Origin of the sequence: Pseudomonas sp. Sample_22 (assembly GCF_004307635.1) — a bacterium.
Taxonomy (GTDB): Bacteria; Pseudomonadota; Gammaproteobacteria; order Pseudomonadales; family Pseudomonadaceae; genus Aquipseudomonas.
In genome coordinates, this window is record NZ_RCNY01000017.1 from 12,941 (window position 1) to 33,314 (window position 20,374).

General features: G+C 59.0%; 19 protein-coding genes. 11 read left to right on the top strand and 8 right to left on the bottom strand.

Annotation, left to right across the window (positions count from 1 at the left end; all coding sequences use genetic code 11):
- Positions 1-118: 118 nt before the first annotated feature.
- Together choX and betC are read right to left on the bottom strand one after the other, a co-directional pair.
- A complete protein-coding gene (choX, locus tag D8U73_RS03715) occupies positions 119-1,036 on the bottom strand; it encodes a choline ABC transporter substrate-binding protein (RefSeq protein WP_130903766.1) in 918 nt (305 codons plus the stop codon).
- A gap of 16 nt (positions 1,037-1,052) precedes the next feature.
- Positions 1,053-2,567 carry a choline-sulfatase gene (betC, locus tag D8U73_RS03720; protein WP_130903767.1) on the bottom strand — a complete coding sequence of 505 codons (1,515 nt, stop codon included), beginning with the start codon at positions 2,565-2,567 and terminating at the stop codon, positions 1,053-1,055.
- A gap of 114 nt (positions 2,568-2,681) precedes the next feature.
- Between betC and D8U73_RS03725 the strand changes: the two genes are divergently transcribed.
- On the top strand, positions 2,682-3,632 hold the full coding sequence (locus tag D8U73_RS03725) for a LysR family transcriptional regulator (protein ID WP_056854234.1): 951 nt from the start codon (positions 2,682-2,684) through the stop codon (positions 3,630-3,632).
- Here D8U73_RS03725 and D8U73_RS03730 read toward each other — a convergent pair.
- Complete coding sequence (locus tag D8U73_RS03730) at positions 3,629-4,291, bottom strand: NAD(P)H-binding protein (protein ID WP_056854233.1); 663 nt, start codon at positions 4,289-4,291, stop codon at positions 3,629-3,631. The two genes, D8U73_RS03725 and D8U73_RS03730, sit on opposite strands and share 4 nt — an antisense overlap.
- Positions 4,292-4,377: 86 nt before the next feature.
- On the opposite strand from D8U73_RS03730, the gene D8U73_RS03735 reads away from it, so the two are divergent.
- From D8U73_RS03735 to D8U73_RS03780, 10 genes are all read left to right on the top strand, one after another.
- Positions 4,378-4,704 carry a DOPA 4,5-dioxygenase family protein gene (locus D8U73_RS03735; RefSeq protein WP_056854232.1) on the top strand — a complete coding sequence of 109 codons (327 nt, stop codon included), beginning with the start codon at positions 4,378-4,380 and terminating at the stop codon, positions 4,702-4,704.
- Between the two features lie 377 nt (positions 4,705-5,081).
- Entirely contained in the window at positions 5,082-6,389 is a 1,308-nt protein-coding gene (locus D8U73_RS03740; RefSeq protein WP_056854231.1) for a CitMHS family transporter, read from the top strand.
- An 84-nt stretch (positions 6,390-6,473) separates the two neighbouring features.
- On the top strand, positions 6,474-7,241 hold the full coding sequence (locus D8U73_RS03745; protein WP_056854230.1) for a TerC family protein: 768 nt from the start codon (positions 6,474-6,476) through the stop codon (positions 7,239-7,241).
- Between the two features lie 354 nt (positions 7,242-7,595).
- Positions 7,596-9,254: a Na/Pi cotransporter family protein gene (locus tag D8U73_RS03750; protein WP_056854229.1), complete on the top strand. Its 1,659-nt coding sequence runs from the start codon at positions 7,596-7,598 to the stop codon at positions 9,252-9,254.
- A 56-nt stretch (positions 9,255-9,310) separates the two neighbouring features.
- Entirely contained in the window at positions 9,311-10,702 is a 1,392-nt protein-coding gene (locus tag D8U73_RS03755; protein ID WP_130903768.1) for an insulinase family protein, read from the top strand.
- Positions 10,703-10,884: 182 nt separating this feature from the next.
- A complete protein-coding gene (locus D8U73_RS03760) occupies positions 10,885-11,913 on the top strand; it encodes a DUF5924 family protein (protein WP_056854227.1) in 1,029 nt (342 codons plus the stop codon).
- A gap of 55 nt (positions 11,914-11,968) precedes the next feature.
- The gene (locus D8U73_RS03765) at positions 11,969-13,117 is read left to right on the top strand and encodes an ABC transporter permease (protein ID WP_056854226.1); all 1,149 of its coding nucleotides are present in this window, start codon (positions 11,969-11,971) and stop codon (positions 13,115-13,117) included.
- Positions 13,114-13,917, top strand: a complete 804-nt coding sequence (locus D8U73_RS03770) for an ATP-binding cassette domain-containing protein (RefSeq protein ID WP_056854225.1) — start codon at positions 13,114-13,116, stop codon at positions 13,915-13,917. The genes D8U73_RS03765 and D8U73_RS03770 overlap by 4 nt, the downstream gene beginning before the upstream one ends.
- A gap of 1 nt (position 13,918) precedes the next feature.
- Positions 13,919-14,857: an MlaD family protein gene (locus D8U73_RS03775; RefSeq protein ID WP_056854224.1), complete on the top strand. Its 939-nt coding sequence runs from the start codon at positions 13,919-13,921 to the stop codon at positions 14,855-14,857.
- A complete protein-coding gene (locus tag D8U73_RS03780; RefSeq protein ID WP_130903769.1) occupies positions 14,854-15,480 on the top strand; it encodes an ABC-type transport auxiliary lipoprotein family protein in 627 nt (208 codons plus the stop codon). Before D8U73_RS03775 ends, D8U73_RS03780 begins: the two co-directional genes overlap by 4 nt.
- A 91-nt stretch (positions 15,481-15,571) precedes the next feature.
- Here the strand turns inward: D8U73_RS03780 and D8U73_RS03785 are convergent, their stop codons facing one another.
- From D8U73_RS03785 to D8U73_RS03805, 5 genes are all read right to left on the bottom strand, one after another.
- Positions 15,572-16,801: a spore maturation protein gene (locus tag D8U73_RS03785; RefSeq protein ID WP_056854222.1), complete on the bottom strand. Its 1,230-nt coding sequence runs from the start codon at positions 16,799-16,801 to the stop codon at positions 15,572-15,574.
- Positions 16,802-16,999: 198 nt separating this feature from the next.
- Positions 17,000-18,331 (bottom strand): glutamate/aspartate:proton symporter GltP, encoded by a 1,332-nt coding sequence (gene gltP, locus D8U73_RS03790; protein WP_056854221.1) that lies wholly within the window; start codon positions 18,329-18,331, stop codon positions 17,000-17,002.
- A 707-nt stretch (positions 18,332-19,038) separates the two neighbouring features.
- Complete coding sequence (locus D8U73_RS03795) at positions 19,039-19,503, bottom strand: inhibitor of vertebrate lysozyme family protein (RefSeq protein WP_130903770.1); 465 nt, start codon at positions 19,501-19,503, stop codon at positions 19,039-19,041.
- A 2-nt stretch (positions 19,504-19,505) separates the two neighbouring features.
- Complete coding sequence (locus D8U73_RS03800; protein ID WP_003170804.1) at positions 19,506-19,670, bottom strand: DUF1328 domain-containing protein; 165 nt, start codon at positions 19,668-19,670, stop codon at positions 19,506-19,508.
- 70 nt (positions 19,671-19,740) lie between these two features.
- The gene (locus D8U73_RS03805; protein WP_130903771.1) at positions 19,741-20,028 is read right to left on the bottom strand and encodes a hypothetical protein; all 288 of its coding nucleotides are present in this window, start codon (positions 20,026-20,028) and stop codon (positions 19,741-19,743) included.
- Between the last annotated feature and the right edge of the window lie 346 nt (positions 20,029-20,374).

Genomic DNA, 20,374 nt, shown 5'->3' on the forward strand with positions numbered 1-20,374 from the left:
GGTGCGAAGCGCCCGCAGGTTTCAGGGCCGCTGCGCAGCCCAGCGGGAGCAAGCTCCCTCGCCACAGAGGATGATCGTTCCCACGCTCCGCGTGGGAACGATCATCAACAGAGGATCTCTACAACTTGGCTTTGACTGCCGGCAATGCATCCTTGCCGTCCACGGTTTTCACGCCATCCAGCCATTTATCCAGCACCGCCGGGTTGGCCTTGATCCACGCTCTGGCGGCGTCGGCATTGCTGATCTTCTTGTTCACCACCTCGGCCATGATGCTGTTTTCCATGTCCTGAGTGAACGTCAGGTTGGTCAGCAATTTCCCAACGTTAGGGCAGGCCTGTGCATAACCTTTGCGGGTCAGGGTGTGGACGCTGCCAGTGTCGCCGAAATACTTCTCGCCGCCCTTCAGGTAATGCATTTTCAGCTGCACGTTCATCGGGTGCGGCGTCCAGCCGAGGAAGGTCACGAACTTCTGTTTCTTCACTGCGCGCGACACTTCGGCCAACATCGCTTGCTCGCTGGACTCGACCAATTTCCACTGGCCCATGTCGAAATCGTTTTTCTTGATGATCTCTTGCAGCGAGATGTTTGCCGGTGCACCGGAACCGATGCCGTAGATTTTGCGATCAAACTTGTCGGCGTGTTTGTTCAGGTCGGCAAAGTTATGCACACCCGCGTCCCAGACGTAGTCCGGAACGGCGAGGGTGAACTCGGTGCCATCGAGATTCTTCGCCAGTTGCGTGACATCGCCCGTGGCGACGAATTTGTCGTAGAAGCCCTGCTGCGCCGGCATCCAGTTACCCAGAAACACATCGACCTGGCCGTCCTTGAGCCCGCCGAAGGTAATCGGCACCGCGAGGGTGTCGACTTTGGCCTTGTAGCCCATGCCGTCCAGGAGAAACCCGGTGATGGCGTTGGTCGCGGCGATGTCGCTCCAGCCCGGGTCGGCCATTTTCACCGTCTCGCATTGATCGGCGAACGCCGATGCACTGCCCAGAGCCAGGAGCCCGACCGTCAGTACTGTGGATAACCTTTGCATGGACTTCCCCTTAACATTATTGGTTTTGGCAGGGTTGTGGATAACGTGCTTTACGCTCCAGATCGTCGAGGTCGATATGGTTACGCATGTACTGCTGACTGGCGTCTACCAGCGGCTGGTGATCCCAGCTCTTCAGCTTGCCGATGGTCAGGGCATCGGCGACGAAACGCCGGCGCCGTTGGCTTGCGAGCACCTGTTGATGGATCGCCGGAATATCCCATTTGGCCCGCGCTTCGGCGAGAAAGTCGTCAAACAGCTGGCGATGCTGCGGCGACTGGCTCAGTTCTTCCAGTTCGCGCGGATCATTGTGTACGTCGAAGAGTAGGCAAGGGTCGTCTTCGCTGTAGATGAATTTGTAAGCGCCGCGGCGAATCATCATCAGCGGGCTGATGGTGCCTTCTGCCATGTATTCGCCGAACACTTCGTCGTGACCGCCCTGCCCTTTCAGATGTGGGACCAACGAGCGGCCATCGAGCGGCAGGCCTGGCTCCAGCGAGCCGCCCGCCAGTTCGACGAAGGTCGGCAGCAAGTCGGCGGTCGAGACCGAGGCACTGACACGGCTCGCGCCGAATTGCCCGGGAGCACTTATCAACAGGGGCACGCGAGCGGCCATTTCATACCAGTGCATTTTGTACCAGAGCCCGCGCTCGCCGAGCATGTCGCCATGGTCGCCGGAGAAGACAATGATGGTATCGTCGATCAGGCCGGTATCTTCGAGTGTTTGCAGGAGTTTGCCGACGTTACTGTCGATATAGCTGCAAGCACCGAAATAGGCACGGCGTGCATCGCGGATCTTATCCACAGGCAAGGGTTTATCCCACAGGTCGTAAACCTTGAGCAAACGCCGGGCGTGCGGGTCGAGTTCGTGCTGGTCCGGTGTTATTGGCAAAGGAATGTCGGCATCGTCGTACAGATCCCAGAAAGCTTTGGGAATGGTGTACGGATCGTGTGGGTGGGTCATTGAAACAGTCAGGCAGAACGGCTGGTCGCCATCCTCGCGAATGTGATCGAACAGGTATTGCTGGGCCTTGAACACCACCTCTTCGTCGAAATCCAGTTGATTGGTGCGCACGCACGGCCCCGCCTGCAGTACCGACGACATGTTGTGATACCAGGTCGGACGCACGTCCGGCTCGTCCCAATTCACTGCCCAGCCGTAGTCGGCCGGATAGATATCGCTGGTCAGACGTTCTTCGTAACCGTGCAGTTGATCCGGACCGCAGAAGTGCATCTTGCCTGACAGTGCGGTGCGATAGCCAAGTCGACGCAGGTAGTGGGCATAGGTCGGTACATCGGCCGGAAAATCCGCCGCGTTGTCGTAGGCGCCGATCTTGCTCGGCAATTGGCCGCTGACCAGGGTAAAACGCGACGGTGCGCACAACGGGCTGTTGCAGTAGGCGGCGTCGAACACCACGCCTTGTGCGGCGAGGCGGCTCAAATTCGGCAACTTGATGGGCGATGGGCCGTAGAACGGCAACATTGGCGCGGCCATTTGATCGGCCATGATGAAAAGAATGTTCTTGCGCTTCATGTGATCGCGGCATTCCATAGTGGATGTTTATGCGAGAGTGCTGGGATCGAGGATGTAACCCATGCACTTTGCGGTAAAGCCCACGCGCAGCAATGACTAGGATAAGCACAGCTTATGTATGACGCTCTTGGTGACCTGTCTCTGGATTTACTTCGCGCGTTCGAAGCCGCGGCCCGTCAACGCAGCTTCACGGCTGCCGCCAATGAACTGGGCACTACCCAACCCGCCATCAGCCAGCAAATCAAGCGGCTGGAAGAACAGTTGGCCACACGTCTGTTCGACCGCATTTACCGCGGTATCGAACTGACCGAGGCCGGAATGATCCTTTTCGAGCAAGTTCAGCTTGGATTGCAGAATATCGATGCTGGTTTGAGTGCGATCAGCGCACAGCAGCAACACGAAGTGTTGCAAGTGGCGACCGATTTCGCTTTTGCTGCCTACTGGCTGATGCCGCGCCTGCACCGTTTTCACGCGGCCAATCCGCACGTGGATGTCAGCCTGGTCACCAGCGAGCGCAGCCACAACATGCTGCGTACGGATATCGATGTGGCGGTGTTATTCGGCGATGGCCGCTTCAAGCAGGGTGAAAGCCATTGGTTGTTCAGCGAAGAAGTATTCCCCGTGTGCAGCCCTCAGCTTCTGAATGAGCGTGCCCTGCCCTTGCCTGCCCAGTGTTTGTTGGAGTTCCCACTGTTGCACCTGCGCGGCGAGAACAGCAGTAACTGGTTTGACTGGAGCGGAGTGTTTCGAGAATTGGGCATCACTTCGCCCCCGGCCCCCGGCCAGTTGCGCTTCGACAACTACACCCTGTTGATACAAGCCGCGATTGGTGGTCAGGGCGTCGCCATTGGCTGGCGACACCTTGTGGATAACTTGCTGACGCAAGGCTTGTTGTGTCGCCCGATTGCACAAACAGTGATTTCACGCTTGGGCTATTACGTGGTTCTGCCGCAACGCAAACGGCGTGGCGCGTTGATTCAACAGTTCGTCGACTGGTTGATGGAAGAACAGGCCAGCAGCGCGCAATCGCTGAACGGGATGGCGCTGCCCTCCATAGCGGTCTAGCTGTCTGCGGCAATGAAATTGACGTGCTCACCAATGTGCAAATTCAGCTGCAGCTCATCGGCAATCCCCGTGGCAGTGCGTGCCAGGCGTGCGAGCGGTTCGGCCAGGCCCGGTTCAAGGTTGCCGCCAGTCTGGCTGAAATGCTCGATGGTCAGGCCGGCCACTCCCCGTGGCGCGTTCACCAAAGTCCAATGCAACGTGCTGCTTTGCAGTGCTTCACGGATCTCTTCGGCGGCATGACGTTCCAGGTCGTCTTCTAATTCGGGATCATCGAGAACTTCGAAATCCCCCACCACGAACAAACGGGCAATGCCCGCCGCCTGCATGCCCTCGATCAATGCATCCACTGCCAGCACTTGCTCGACCGGACCCGGCACGATGGATTTTTCCACATGCTCACTGTTGAACGGCAGGCCAGGCGCATCTAACAAGCAGATGACCGCCGAACTGCCTGCCACACTTTGTTTCACCCGTTGAGCTGCGAAAAGATCGCCGGTTTTGGTGCGCAATCCCGGACGCGGCGCCAGCGCCGTCAGGTCGTCGAGAATGGCGATGACTTCGTGTTGGCGCCGCAGCATTTCAGCCATCAGCGCACTGCCCAGGCTACTCATGGCACCATAAAGCACCACTTTCACCACCGGGGTCTCGGCATTCTTCATGGCTGAACTCCCTTGTTTTCCCGCGTATATGGCGTACGACCTGCGGGAAACGGTGAGGGTTCTACCGGGTTTTAGAGGGATTACCCATGCAACGGATCAAGGGCTATCACGCCCACGTGTATTTCGATGCCAGTTCCATCGATCAGGCACGGGCCTTGTGCGAGCAAGCTGCGCAATTGTTCCCGCTGAAAATGGGGCGCGTGCACGAACGCCCGGTCGGCCCGCATCCGGACTGGAGTTGCCAACTGGCGTTCGGACCGCAGCTGATCGGCGAAGTGCTGCCGTGGCTGGCGCTCAACCGCAAGGGCTTGGTGGTGTTCCTGCACCCGGACACCGGCGACGATCTGCTTGACCACAGCGAGCATGCGATCTGGATGGGGGCCATTCGTCCGCTCAATCTGTCTGTTTTTTGATCAGGGCGTTTCTTCGCCTTCGCCTTCACCTCGCAAGTGCTTGCGCAGAGTGCTGTTCTGCCGGGGGCTCGCGAAGGCTGCCCTTTGGTCCTGGCCCCGTCCGACGACCGGTTACACATCCGGTCAATGCTTTCATTGCCGAAAGCTGGCTGAAAGCTTCCCCGATTAGGATCGCCCCACTACCGGCAACAGACCGGTCGGCCAATGCCAGCGTTTTATCGCTCGCACAGCCCATTTAACAACAACAATGGTGACCCTGATGTCCTTTGAAACCCGCCGCTTCGCCGCCACTCCGCCCGTACGTCTCGTGCTTCCCGTTCTGCGCTGACCCACCCGGTTCGCCCATTCCCTAGCCGCGCTACGCCTGGAGTATTCCCATGCTGACTTTCCTTGGCTTCGCCATGGTCATCACGTTCATGTTCCTGATCATGACCAAGCGCCTGTCTGCGCTGATTGCCCTGATCATCATTCCAATCGTCTTCGCCTTGTTTGGCGGTTTCGGCCCGAAAATCGGCCCAATGATGCTCGAAGGCATCACCAAGCTTGCGCCGACCGGCGTGATGTTGATGTTCGCGATTCTGTACTTCGCCCTGATGATCGACTCCGGCCTGTTCGACCCGGCCGTGCGCAAGATCCTGAAAATGGTCAAGGGCGACCCGCTGAAAGTTTCGGTCGGTACCGCCGTACTGGCGCTGGTCGTTTCCCTCGATGGTGACGGTGCGACCACCTACATGATCTGCGTGGCCGCCATGTTGCCGCTCTACAGCCGCATCGGCATGAGCCCGCGGATCATGGCCGGCCTGATCATCCTCGCCGGTGGCGTGATGAACATGACCCCATGGGGCGGCCCGACCGCCCGTGCCGCGAGTGCGCTGCACGTGGACCCGTCGGCGATCTTCGTGCCGATGATTCCGGCGATGGCAGCCGGTGTGGTGGCGATCCTGGCGATTGCTTACTTCTACGGCAAGCGTGAACGTGCGCGTCTGGGTGAGTTGCACCTGGTGGGCGATGAGATCGATCACAGCGAAATCAGCGTCTCGCAATTCCCCGATGCCCGTCGTCCGAAGCTGATCTGGTTCAACGGTGCCCTGACCCTGGGCTTAATGTGCACCCTGATCGCTGGCCTGTTGCCGTTGCCGGTATTGTTCATGGTGGCCTTCAGTATCGCGATGATCGTTAACTACCCATGCCTGCAACAACAGAAGGATCGTGTGGCTGCCCATGCTGGCAGTGTGCTGGCGGTGGTCGGGCTGATCTTTGCTGCCGGTATCTTCACCGGTATCCTGTCGGGCACCGGTATGGTCGATGCGATGTCGAAAAGCCTGCTGTCGGTGATTCCGGATTTCCTCGGCCCGTACCTGGCAGTCATAACGGCGCTGGTGAGCATGCCGTTCACGTTCTTCATGTCGAACGATGCATTTTATTACGGCGTGTTACCGGTACTTGCCGAAGCCGCCAGCCATTACGGTATAACCGCGGTGGAAATGGCACGTGCCTCGATCGTCGGTCAGCCCGTCCACTTGTTGAGCCCGCTGGTACCATCGACTTATTTGTTGGTGGCCCTGGCCGGGATCGATTTTGGTGATCACCAGCGCTTCACCCTCAAGTGGGCAGTGCTGGTGTGTATGTGCATACTGGTTGCTGCATTGCTGATGGGGATTTTTCCGCTGTTCAGCACTCTATAAGCCCAAGACTCACCACACCGGGTCCAGGCTTCGTTTTTGAAGCCCGGGCCCGTTTTGGTTTAACAATCGCTCAAAGGAATACACATGGAATGGCTGACCAACCCTGAAATCTGGGTTGCCTTCTTCACCCTGACTGCTCTGGAAATCGTCCTGGGCATCGATAACATCATCATGATTTCGATCCTGGTCAGCCGCATGCCCAAGCACATGCAACAGCGCACGCGGATTTTCGGCCTGGCGCTGGCCATGATCACGCGGATTCTGTTGCTGCTGTCGATCACCTGGGTCATGCGCCTCACCGCCGACTTGTTCGAAGTATTCGGCCAGGGCATTTCCGGACGTGACCTGATCCTGTTCTTTGGTGGCCTGTTCCTGCTGTGGAAGAGCTCGCAAGAGATGTACCACGCACTGGAAGGTGAAGACGAAAGCAACGAAGAACCTTCGGGCAAGGGTGGCAACTTCCTCTACACCATCATCCAGATCGCGATCATCGACATCGTGTTCTCGCTGGACTCGGTGATCACCGCGGTCGGCATGGTGTCCCATGTACCGGTCATGGTGGCGGCGATCGTTGTCGCGGTTCTGGTGATGATGCTGGCCTCGGGCACCATCAGCACGTTCATCGACAAGCACCCATCCCTGAAAATGCTGGCGCTGTCGTTCCTGTTGGTAGTCGGTACCGTTCTGATTGCCGAATCCCTGGATGTGCACGTGCCAAAAGGCTACGTCTACTTTGCCATGGCGTTCTCGCTGGCGGTGGAAGCGATCAACATCAAGATGCGCACCGCGATGGCGAGAAAGCGCAAGCAGCAGGATCCGGTGAAACTGCGCAAGGACATTCCGGGACAGTAACCCGGAGGGCAAAGCTCTGTGGGATAAGAGCTTTTGTGGCGAGGGAGCTTGCTCCCGCTCGACTGCGCAGCAGGCGTAAACGTATCGGACTTGCCGGTATTGGGGCCGCTACGCGACCCAGCGGGAGCAAGCTCCTTCGCCACAGTCACGCTGTGAACAAGGGGACCTTCGGGTCCCTTTTTCATTTTCCGCACGGAGCTGTTTTCATGACAGTTTTGTTTCAATCACGTCTTTAGCTATGCGATGCTGGCGTCCAGACCGTTAGCCAACTACAGCTTAAGTACAGAAGAAGTAGATCGTCGCGCGGCACCGTCAACTTGCTCCCTTTGGAGCGCTACACCACAGGGGGTCTGTATGCTCACCCTGCTCAATCTACTCTCCGCCGTGGCCTTGTTGATCTGGGGCACGCACATCGTCCGAACCGGCATTCTGCGGGTGTTCGGCTCCAACTTGCGCCATGTCATCGGACAGAACATGTCCAGACGCTGGCTGGCGTTCATTTCCGGAATCGTCGTCACCGCGATGGTGCAGAGCAGCAACGCCACCGCGATGCTGGTCACTTCATTTGTCGGCCAGGGCCTGATGGCGCTGACGCCGGCGCTGGCCACCATGCTTGGCGCGGATGTCGGTACGGCGCTGATGGCGCGGGTGCTGACTCTTGACCTGTCATGGCTGTCGCCGCTGCTGATTTTCCTCGGGGTGATTTTCTTTCTCTCGCGCAAACAGACCCGCCTGGGCCAGATGGGCCGTGTCGCGATCGGCTTGGGCTTGATCATCCTGGCGTTGCAGCTGATCGTCGAAGCGGCCACGCCGATCACTCATGCCCAAGGGGTGAAGGTAATCTTCGCCTCGCTGACCGGCGACATTTTGCTCGACGCCCTGGTGGGTGCGCTGTTCGCGATGATTTCCTATTCAAGTCTCGCGGCGGTGCTGCTGACCGCGACCCTGGCCGGCGCGAACGTGATCAGTCTGCCGGTGGCCATCGGCCTGGTGATCGGTGCCAACATCGGCAGCGGCATTCTGGCGTTCCTCAGCACCAGCATGCAGAACGCCGCCGGGCGCCAGGTGGCATTGGGCAGCCTGCTGTACAAACTGATCGGCCTGGTGCTGATCATTCCGGTGCTCGACCCCGTGGTGCATTGGCTCGACAGCCTCGACTTCAGCCCTCAGGAAATGGTCATCGGCTTCCACCTGCTCTACAACACGGCGCGCTGCCTGATCCTGTTGCCCAGTGTCGGGCCAATGGCGAGGTTCTGTGCCTGGGTGTTGCCGGAGCGTCCGCAAGCCAACGGCACCGCCAAACCACGGCATCTCGACCCGACGGCCTTGGCTACCCCGAGCCTGGCGTTGGCCAATGCGGCGCGGGAAACCCTGCGCATGGGCGACCTGATCGACAACATGCTCGAAGCCATGCTCGATGTGTTGCACGGCAAGCAAACCGCGGTGACTCAGGAAGTGCGTCGCCTGGCGGAAGACGTGGAATCGCTCTACAGCGCGATCAAGCTCTATCTGGCGCAAATGCCTCGCGAAGACCTTAGTGACCAGGACAGCCGACGCTGGGCAGAAATCATTGAATTGGCGATAAACCTGAAGCTCGCCAGTGACCTGATCGAGCGCATGCTGCGCAAGGTGCAGCAGCAGAAAACCTCGCAACGCCGGTCGTTTTCCGAGGTGGGCCTGGAGGAGTTGGCGGGGTTGCACAGCCAATTGATTGCCAATTTGCGCCTGGGATTGTCGGTGTTCCTCAGCGCCGACCCGGAAAGCGCTCGCCAATTGGTCCGTGAGAAACGTCGCTTTCGCGCACAGGAGCGGCGCATGGCCCATGCTCATGTCAGCCGTTTGCAACGCAAGATCGTGCAAAGTCTCGAGACCAGTTCGTTGCACCTGGAGTTGATCGCCGACATGAAACGTCTGAATTCGCTGTTTTGCAGCAGCGCCTACGTAGTGCTGGAAACGTCCGACACCGGAGCGCTGGTTGTCGACGATATGACTGACATCACGCATTCTCCCTGAACGTCCACAGTGGCCTGAAGTCTGTTGAACTCACGCTAGCCGTATGGAAGCTCGTTATGCGTTGCCTGTTGTTCGCCTGTTTGTTGCTCGGCTCATTCCCGTCGTTTGCCCTGGATCGCTTCCAGGTCGAGGGTTATACCCTGCGCAACGGTCTGCAAATTCTGCTCAAACCCGGTGCCGAACGCGGGCATGTGGCAATCCGGCTGGTAGTCGGCGTCGGCATTGATGATTTCGGCTGCGCTGACAAAGAGTTGCCACATCTGCTCGAGCATCTGCTGTTCAGCGGTATCGACGCCAGCGGCGAAGGCGGGCTTGAAGAGCGCATGCAAGCGCTGGGCGGTGAGTGGAATGCGTTCACCAGCAACGCCGACACCACGTTCGTGATCGAAGCCCCGGCGAAGAATCAGCGCAAAGTCCTCGACCTGCTGCTGGCATTGCTGACCCAGACTCACTTCGACGACAACGCCATCAACGCGGCCAAACAAGTGGTCGAGCGCGAAGACGGCGGTCACTACTCGCATTTGCAACGCTGGCTGGATCGTCAGGACCTGGGTCACACCGCCAGCAAGCAACTGGCCGTGGAATTGGGCCTGAAATGCTCCGAGCGCGCCGAAGTCGATCAGTTGACCCGCGAGCAGTTGGAGAAAGTCCGCAAGGATTGGTACGCGCCCAACAACATGACGCTGATCGTGGTCGGCGACCTGGATCGCTTGCTGCCGGCCTATCTGGAGCGCACCTACGGCACGTTGGTACCGATCGAGCCGGGCAATCATCCGCCGCTGCCGCAAATCCAGGCCAGCGCGGCCCACGAGCGCGTGCTGACACGCGGCTTCGTCGGGGGTGGGGCCAAGCTGCATTGGCTGGTACCGGAACCGGTGCTGGAGGATCAGCATGACGAAACCTTCGACCTGCTCAAGGACTATCTGGACTGGGCGCTGTATCGCCAACTGCGGCTGGCGCACAGCTTGTCATACGGCCCATGGGCCGAGCGTGAGGTATTCGGCGGGGTTGGTTTCATGAGCCTCAACGCCGACCTTGAGCGTGACGACGTAGCCGAGGCTCTGACGGTGCTGGATGAATTGAAGGCGCAATTACTCAAGGACGGCCTCAACGCTGAGACCTTCAACCGTCTCAAGCAAGCCGCTATCGCCCGTCAATCCTGGGCCGTGCAAGGCAACAGCGCGCTGGCCGATTACTATTGGAGCGCGTTGGGAGACTATCAGGACGGCCGTTTCGCCAACCCCGCCAAGGAACTGCAAGCGGTATCACTGGCTGAAGCGAACAAGGCGATGCGCGAGCTGCTCCTGCAACCGGGGTACGTGCGGATCGAAAAACCGTTGCTCAGTGATGACCAAGTGTTGTGGGTGATTGCCGGGGCGTTGGGATTGTTGGTGCTGGGCCTGGCAGCCTGGCGCTTCCGATCCCGATCCCGATCCCGACCCCTGTAGGAGCACAGCTTGCTCGCGATGGCGGAATGTCAGTCACCGATAATGTTGAATGTGCCGACGTCATCGCGGGCAAGCCATGCTCCTACAGGGTGTGTGTGTCAAAGGAGCGTCTGTTCTCGCCACACCGCCCTGCCGGCGGTAACCTGTTTGAGATTTTTCCTACGACTAATGTGAATCGCCGAATGTCGACTCTGACCCTTTTTGTACAGCGCATACTCGAGCTGATGAAGCGCTACCCTGGGGTCATTGCGCTCGGTGGTTTTGTTTCCGGGGTCGGCAGCTTCATTCTGGTCGACCGTCAGCAGGGCTTGGCCAGCTGGATCACCACCATCATGCTGATCAGCTGGATCTGGCTGATGCTGGAAAACAGCCTGACCAAGCTGTTCACGCGGATCTTCAAGCGGGAAATTCCTCAGCCGTTGCTGCGTTACGCGACGCAGATGATCCATCAGGAAAGCCTTTTTTTCGTTCTGCCGTTCTTTTTCATCACCACCACCTGGAACAGCGGCCAGTTGTTCTTCACCGGGTTGCTGGGCATCGCCGCACTGATCTCCATCGTCGACCCGCTTTACTACAAATGGCTGGCGCCGCGGCGCTGGGCGTTCCTCGCGCTGCATACGCTGACATTGTTCGCCGCCCTCCTCACCGCGTTGCCGGTGATCATGCACCTGACCACCTCGCAAAGTTTCAAATGGGCGCTGGGTATTGCCGTATTGCTGTCGTTCCCGAGCCTGGCGTCGATTTTTCCGATTCGCACCGTGCGCAATGCGCTGGCGATCCTGAGCATCACCATCGGGATCGGCGGTGTCGGTTGGGTGTTGCGCTCATGGGTGCCGCCAGCGACCTTGTGGATGACCGACGTGGCCATCAGCACGCAAATGCAGGATCGCACGCCAGGCGCCAGCCTCGAAGAAGTCAGTGCCGAGCAGATTCGCGGCGGTGGCCTGTATGCCTACACCGCGATCAACGCGCCGCGTGGCCTGGACGAGCGGATTTATCATGTGTGGCAGTTCAACGGCAAAGAGGTCGACCGCATTCCGCTGGACATCCACGGTGGGCGCAAAGAAGGCTATCGGGCCTGGACTCACAAACAGAACTTCCCCGGCAATCCGGCAGGCAAATGGCAGGTCCGGGTACTTACCGAAGACGGCCAGCTGATCGGCGTATTGCGCTTCAAAGTGAAGGACAGCACACCGGCCAAAGAAAAGTGAGGCCGTTCGTGGTATTACGTAAGTCAGCGTAAATAGCCGAAAAAGCACGGAGCTTATGACCAGCAGCACATTGGCCGGCAATGCCCATCTGGACACCTCGCTCGCCCCCGCCCGGATCCGGGTGACCGGGGACTGGACGCTTGCCCATTACGCCGACCTCAAGCGCCTGAGCGAAAAGCTCGAAGGCCAATACGATGCCAGCACCCACATCGACCTCAACGGTCTCGGCGCCCTGGATACCGCCGGCGCTTCATTGCTGGTGGAACTGCTGGGCTCCGAGCGTCTGGGGCGATCCGCCGAACACCCTGATTGCACCCTCTCCTCTGCCGACCGTGCGTTGCTGCAAACCGTCTACCAGTCGCTGACCGATTTCTGTGTGCCGGTCAAGGAGCCGGAAATCAGCGTCGGCATTCAATTGTTGACCCGCATTGGCCGCGCGGTGGACGCAGTCTGGCAGGACACCCTGCAACTGCTGGGTTTCGTCGGGCTGATTCTGGAAACCCTCGTCCGTGGCCTGTTCCGCCCCAAACGCTGGCGCATCACGCCAATGGTCGCGCACATCGAGCAAACCGGTCTCGACGCTGCGCCCATCGTTGCCTTGCTGACGTTTCTGGTGGGCGCCGTCGTTGCGTTTCTCGGGGCGACCGTGCTGACCACGTTCGGTGCCAGCGTCTTCACGGTGGACCTGGTGGCATTCGCCTTCCTGCGGGAATTCGGCGTGCTGCTGACTGCGATTCTCATGGCCGGGCGCACGGCCAGTGCGTTCACTGCGCAGATCGGTTCGATGAAGGCCAACGAGGAAATCGACGCCATTCGCACCCTCGGTCTCGATCCGATGGAATTACTGGTGGTGCCGCGTGTGCTCGCCCTGCTGGTCTCGTTGCCAATGCTGACCTTTCTGGCGATGGTTTCGGGGATTGTCGGTGGCGGCGTGGTGTGTGCGGTGTCGCTGGATATCTCGCCGGCAATGTTCCTTTCGCTACTGCAATCGGACATCGGTGTTCAGCACTTTCTGGTGGGGATGGTCAAAGCGCCAGTGTTCGCGTTCTTGATTGCCGCTATCGGCTGCCTGGAAGGCTTCAAGGTCAGCGGCAGCGCTGAGTCCGTCGGCGCGCATACCACGTCCAGCGTGGTGCAATCGATTTTCGTGGTGATCGTGCTCGACGCCGTGGCCGCGCTGTTCTTCATGGAGATGAGCTGGTGAGTCGTTTACCCCGAGCGCCCGCCGAGGCGGTGATTGAAGTCCGTGGGCTGTGCAATCGCTTCGGCCGCCAGAGCGTGCATGAAAACCTCGATCTGGATTTGTACAAGGGCGAAATCCTCGCCGTCGTCGGTGGCTCCGGCAGCGGCAAGTCAGTGTTGCTGCGCAGCATTGTCGGCTTGCGTCAGCCCAGCGAAGGCGTGGTCAAAGTGTTCGGGCAAAACCTGCCGACGTTGCCGGAACACGAACGCTCGCTGATTGAGCGGCGTTTTGGCGTGCTGTTTCAGAAAGGCGCCCTGTTCTCTTCCCTGACCGTGACCGAAAACGTCGCGCTGCCCCTGATCGAACACGCCGGCCTGAGCCGCGACGATGCCGAACATCTGGCCGCGGTGAAACTGGCCCTGGCCGGGTTGCCACTGTCAGCGGCGGATAAGTACCCCGCCTCCTTGTCCGGCGGGATGATCAAGCGTGCGGCGCTCGCGCGGGCCTTGGCGCTGGACCCGGACATCCTGTTTCTCGACGAACCCACCGCCGGCCTCGATCCAATTGGCGCGGCAGCGTTCGATCAGCTGATCCTGACCTTGCGCGATGCCTTGGGCCTGAGCGTGTTTCTGGTGACTCACGATCTCGACACGCTCTACACCATCACCGACCGCGTGGCGGTGCTGGCGCAGAAGAAAGTGCTGGTGGCGGATGCCATCGACAAGGTATCGGAAACCGACGACGCGTGGATTCACGAATACTTCCATGGCCCTCGCGGCCGCGCGGCACTGACGGCCGCTCAACAGCTCAACGAGGTCTGACATGGAAACCCGAGCTCATCATGTATTGATCGGCCTGTTCACTGTGATTGTGGTGGCAGGCGCCCTGCTCTTTGGTTTGTTTCTGGCCAAGTCCAGTGTCGATACCGCGTTCAAGGACTACGAAGTCGTGTTCAACGAGGCGGTCAGCGGCTTGTCCAAAGGCAGTTCGGTGCAGTACAGCGGTATCAAGGTCGGCGATGTGATATCGCTGCGCCTGGACCCGCAAGACCCGCGCCGGGTGCTGGCGCGGATCCGCCTGGGCGGCGACACGCCGGTCAAGGAAGACACCCAGGCCAAACTGGCGCTGACCGGGGTCACCGGGACATCGATCATCCAGCTCAGCGGCGGCACGCCACAGAGCCCGACGCTAAAGGGCAAGGACGGCAACCTGCCGACAATCGTTGCATCGCCCTCGCCTATCGCCCGTCTGCTCAACGACAGCAACGACCTGATGGCCGGCGTGAACATGCTGATGCACAACGCCAACCTGATGTTTTCCACGGAAAACATCGAGCGCATCAGCAAGACCCTTGAACATCTGGAGCAAACCACCGGGGTCATTGCCGACCAGCGTGGCGATATTCGCCAGGCCATGCAGCAACTGTCCTCGGTGGGCAAGCAGGCCAGCAGCATGATGGAGCAAACCTCAGCGCTGATGCGCAACGCCAATGGACTGCTCAACGATCAGGGCAAGCAGATGTTCGGCAGCGCCGAGCAAGCGATGAAGTCGCTGGAACAGAGCAGTGCAACCATCAACACATTGCTGAGCAGCAATCAGGACTCGATCAACAACGGCATGCAGGGCCTCAATGGTCTGGCTCCGGCGGTGCGTGAGCTGCGCGAAACCCTCACCGCGCTGCGCGCCATCTCTCAACGCCTTGAGGCCAACCCCAGCGGTTACCTGCTGGGCAGTGACAAGAACAAGGAATTCACTCCATGAAGCTGACCCTCATCGCCCTCCTCGCCGGTTTCATGCTGGTCAGCTCCTGCTCGATCCTGCCCAAGCCCGAGCCGTTCGATGTCTATCGTTTGCCTTCAGCTCAGAGCATTCCGGCGAACAGTCATGGTGCGGCGCAACGCTGGTCGTTGCGCCTGACCAAACTGCAGGCCAGCGAAGCGTTGAACAGTCCGAACATAGCGGTCATTCCTCAGGGCGATGTGATCAGCAGCTACAAAGGCTCGCGCTGGAGCGACCCGGCACCGGTGCTCGTGCGCAATCGCCTGCTCGATGGTTTCCAGCGCGATGGTCGGGTCTCGCTGTTGAGCACCGATGACAGCATTTTCCAGACGGATCTGGAGCTGGGCGGTGTCCTGCAAGCCTTCCAGACCGAATACCAGGGCACGAACGCCAGCGTGGTGGTACGCGTGGATGCATTGCTGGTGCGCAGCTACGACCAGCACATCCTCGCCAGCCGCCGCTTTGAGGTTCGTCAGCCGCTCAATGATGTAAAAGTGCCGGCGGTGGTGGCCGGGTTCGGCCAGGCCAGCGATCAATTGACGGCGCAGGTGGTGAATTGGGCGGTTGAGCAAGGCCAGAAAATTGTGCTTCCCGCGAGACCTTGAAGGTTCTGCGGGCCTTATCGCTGGCAAGCCAGCTCCCACAGAAACTGCGCGGTCCTTGTGGGAGCTGGCTTGCCAGCGATAAATGTTGGATTTACCCAAAGAACCAGTAGCAAACCCCGATGGCACCCAGCACGCCGGCCAGCTCCGCCAACAACGCACAGCCCACCGCATGCCGAGCTCGTTGGATACCCACTGCCCCGAAATACACCGCCAGCACATAGAACGTGGTTTCGGTACTGCCCTGAATCGTCGCCGCCACCAGCGCCGGGAAGCTGTCGACGCCGGAGGTCTTCATGGTTTCGATCAGCATCGCCCGGGCGGCGCTGCCTGAGAACGGTTTGACCATGGCAGTGGGCAGTGCATCGACGAAACGCGTGTCCCAGCCGGCCCACTCCACCAGGTGACGAATGCCGTCCAGGCCAAAATCCAAAGCCCCGGACGCTCGCAGCACACCCACCGCGCAGAGCATCGCCACCAGATACGGCAGCAGGTTCTTCGCCACATCAAAGCCTTCCTTGGCGCCTTCGACGAACGCTTCATAGACTTTGACTTTACGCATCGCACCGATGATCAAGAACAGCATGATCAAGCCGAATAGCGTCAGATTGCCGAGGATCGACGACAAACCGGCCAGCGCGGCTGCCGACATGGTTCCCAGCAACGCCATGAACCCGCCAAGGACCAAAGCGCCCGGGATCAGATACGCGAGCACGACCGGGTCCCAGACACGCAGGCGTTGCATGAAGGCCACCGCGAGGAAGCCCACGATGGTCGAGCAACTGGTGGCCAGCAGGATCGGCAGGAACACCAGCGTCGGATCAGGCGCGCCTTGCTGGGCGCGGTACATGAAGATCGTCACCGGCAGCAGGGTCAGGGAAGAAGCATTGAGCACCAGAAACAGGATTTGAGCATTACTGGCGATGGTGTCACTGGGGTTGAGTTCCTGCAGGGCTTTCATCGCTTTGAGGCCGATGGGCGTAGCGGCGTTGTCCAGGCCAAGGCCGTTGGCGGCGAAGTTCAGGGTAATGAGGCCGATGGCGGGGTGGCCGGGCGGGACTTCCGGCATCAAGCGCAGAAACAGCGGGCCGAGGGCTTTGGCCAGCCACTCGACAATCCCGGCTTTTTCGGCAATCCGCAGGAAACCCAGCCAGAGGGTGAGGGTGCCGAACAGCAATACCATCACTTCGACCGACAATTTGGCCATGGCGAAAATGCTTTCCACCATCGCCGCGAAGATTCCGGCATTGCCGCCGATCAGCCACTGCGCCAGCGCCGAAATCGCGGCCACGATGAAAAAGCCAAGCCACAGGCCATTGAGCATCAGTCAAATCCCCCAAAAGATGCGCGAATGATAGCGGGGTGGCCGGAAACGACAAACCCCGGATTTCTCCGGGGTTTGTCTGGTGCTGTCATTGACTTGTGTAGGAGCAAGGCTTGCCCGCGATCGGGACGCCTCGGTGTATCAGATGCACCGCGCTTTCATTCATCGCGGGCAAGCCATGCTCCTACAGGGCGCGTGTCAGTTGCTGGAAACTTCGCCGGCCGGCAGCTTCTCTTTGCTGCGCCAGTGCGGCAGGGAGTTCCAGTAGCGCTGGCCCTTGGCATCGTCGTACATGCCTTCCCAGCGGGAAATAACCAGCACGGCCAGGGCGTTGCCGATCACGTTCAGTGCGGTACGCGCCATGTCCATGATGCGGTCGACACCGGCGATGAAGGCCAGGCCTTCCAGCGGAATGCCGACGCTGCCCAGGGTAGCCAGCAGCACCACGAAGGAGACGCCCGGTACGCCGGCGATGCCTTTGGAGGTGACCATCAGGGTCAGGACAAGCAGCAGTTGCTGGCTGATCGACAGGTCGATGCCGTACAACTGAGCGATGAAGATCGCCGCGATGCTCTGATACAGAGTCGAACCGTCGAGGTTGAATGAGTAACCGGTCGGCACCACGAAGCTGCAGATGGCTTTCGGCGCGCCGTAGGCTTCCATCTTCTCGATCACGCGCGGCAGCACGGTTTCGGAGGAGGCGGTGGAGTAGGCCAGCACCAGCTCATCCTTGAAGATGCGCATCAGCTTGATCACCGAGAAGCCGAACAGGCGGGCGATCAGGCCCAGTACCACGAAGGCGAAGAAGGCGATGGCGACGTAAACCAGGATCACCAGTTTGGCCAGCGGCAGCAGGGACGCGAAGCCGAAGTTGGCAACGGTGACCGCGATCAGTGCGAAAACGCCGATCGGGGCGTAGTTCATGATCATGTGAGTGACCTTGAACATGCTTTCCGACACGCCCTGGAACATCGTTACCAGCGGGTCGCGCAATTCGGGTTTGAGGCTCGACAGACCGAGACCGAACAACACCGAGAAGAAGATGATCGGCAGCATCTCGCCACGGGCCATGGCCGCGAAGATGTTCGACGGAATCAGGTTGAGGATGGTTTCGATGAACGCGTGTTCATGCTGCACCTCGGCCGCGGTCGCCTGGTACTTGGAGATGTCCACAGTACCCAGGGTGCTCATGTCGATGCCGGCACCCGGATGGAACAGGTTGGCCAGCAACAGGCCAACGACGATGGCAATGGTGGTGACGACTTCAAAGTAGATGATGGTTTTCAGGCCGATGCTGCCGAGCTTCTTTGCATCACCCACGCCAGCAATACCAACGATCAGCGAGGAAATCACGATCGGGATCACGATCATTTTGATCAGACGGATAAAGATATCGCCTGCCGGTTGCAGGACGTTGCTGATCCACCAGGCTTTCTCGGCACTGAAATGGTTGAGCAGCGCACCGATTGCAATCCCCAACACCAGACCGATGAGGATCTGCCAGGCGAGGCTAAGCTTTGCCTTCTTCATATCTTTACCCTTACTTCAGTTTGACTCGGGCAATCGCGTGAGCGGGTTCGCTTGTGGCGAAAAAGTCACGCAAATGCCCCCGTATAAGGAGCCCCGGAGCGCTTGTTAGTGGCTCTCTGGCAGGCGAAAAAAGGCGCAACTATTCCGATGCAAGGAAGCGACGTCTAATGCCGTAAACGCCTACCCTATGCCGAATCGGCATGAGGTTTTTTAGCTGAAAGCGACGTCGCAATCGGTTCGAATGTGACATTTCGGCAGTCATAAGTGCCGTGAACCGGTCATCACAGCGCTGATTGATTGTTTTTTGACCAGTGGAATCGACGGCGAATTACCGATAAAACCGACCAATCCGCCCATGGAATTGCGCGCGGACGCAGGCAATATTTCTCGATATACGGTCGCAGTGGGGGTTATGACGGCAGGGAATTTTGCAGAGACTGAGGCAGGGGCTTTTAAAAGGTGCGGGGATAAACGGGAGTACGCTGTCACTTGATTGAGCAAGCTCTCCGCAAGTCCGTCGAGCCATGATCGACCGGCGAACTTGCGTCGCAGCTTTTCCTGACCCGGCCCTTGCGCAGGTACTCCCTGTACCCGTAGGTCACTCCGCCCCTGAAGCAGGCAGAACGTCCCGACCCCTTGGTCATGCGCCAGCCTTCCTCAGGTGGCGCAGGTGGAGAAAAGCGAGGCTTCTCTCACGTGTCTGAAACCTAGTACCAGTTCGGATCTTTCTTGAGTTGCTCCATCAACAAGTCCTGCATGCCCTGGTCCGGCTTACCGATAAATCGGTAGCTGGCATGTCGGGTCGGTGACTTGTCGGCAGGTAATCCCGCAGGCACCTCGACCAGCATGGCGTAGGCATCTTTTTTGTCGAAGCTGACGGCGACAATCAAGCGTTTGTCAGGGCATGTCGCCTTGGATTCGCACAGCGGCCCCACCAGATACTGCTCGCCATCTTCTTCAACGGCATTCATTTGTTCGGCATCGCCGGACAGGTTCATGACCCATTCCGGCAGGCGTTCCTCTTTCTTGACGACGCCTTGCCAGGTTTCCTGGTACTGCGGGTCGGTCTTCAGCAACTCGTTGACCCGCATCTGCCCGTCATTGGCAGCAATCGCCATGGCACTACCGCCCATTAGCAGGGCGGCTGCCAGTGTCTTCAACGAAACGCTCATGTTCAACCTCGGCCGCGACGGCCAAAGAAGAAGGAAGCAATGAACATCACCAGGAACACGACAAAGAGAATCTTGGCGATACCCGTGGCGGTGCCCGCGATACCACCGAAGCCCAGTACGGCAGCGACAATGGCAATGATCAAGAATGTGATTGCCCAGCTCAACATGGTGATTCTCCTTACGCTTCTATTTTAGAGGTGCTTGTCCCGGCGCATCGAACGCGCCAAGTTTGTGTAATCAGAAAACCCAGCGCTCTTGACGAGGCATCTCGTTCAAAGGTTGTGCCTGGTCGACGTCCATCATGCGCATGGCGGCGGTGTCATTCATGCCGCTGCCGGCCGCGCTGAAGTGGGTTTGGATCGGTTGTTGAAACGACACGCGTGGCGCTGCTTGCTGCTGATCCTGCTCCCAGCGCAAAAATTGTTGACCGGCAATCAGAGTGACCAGCAGCGCAAAAACGCAAAACAAGCCTTGCTGGATGTGCAGTGGCGAGAGACGTAATTGGGCGGCACGTTGACGATTCATTCTGAAGCTCCTCCCGCGTGGGGTGATCTGGTTGAGGGCGGTTGTTGTTGCCCTGCATTGCTCAGATCATTGCAGTCGTCATGCCAGCTTTTTTCATCGAAAAAATGCGTTATAAATCAATATGTTAGTGATGATTGAAAAGTCTGTTCGGCGGCATCCTGCACGATGCTGCGTTGCCCGTCCGTGCGTAATGCACGATTTGCCATACGGCATCGCAATCATTTTGAATTGAGAGAAGGACGTGACTGTCAGAAAAAGACGCAACTCATGGTGTTTGCAGATAGCTACCCTGAGACGGCGTTAATAGATCAGAATAAACCATGCAACTTGCCCGATTTTTCCGGGA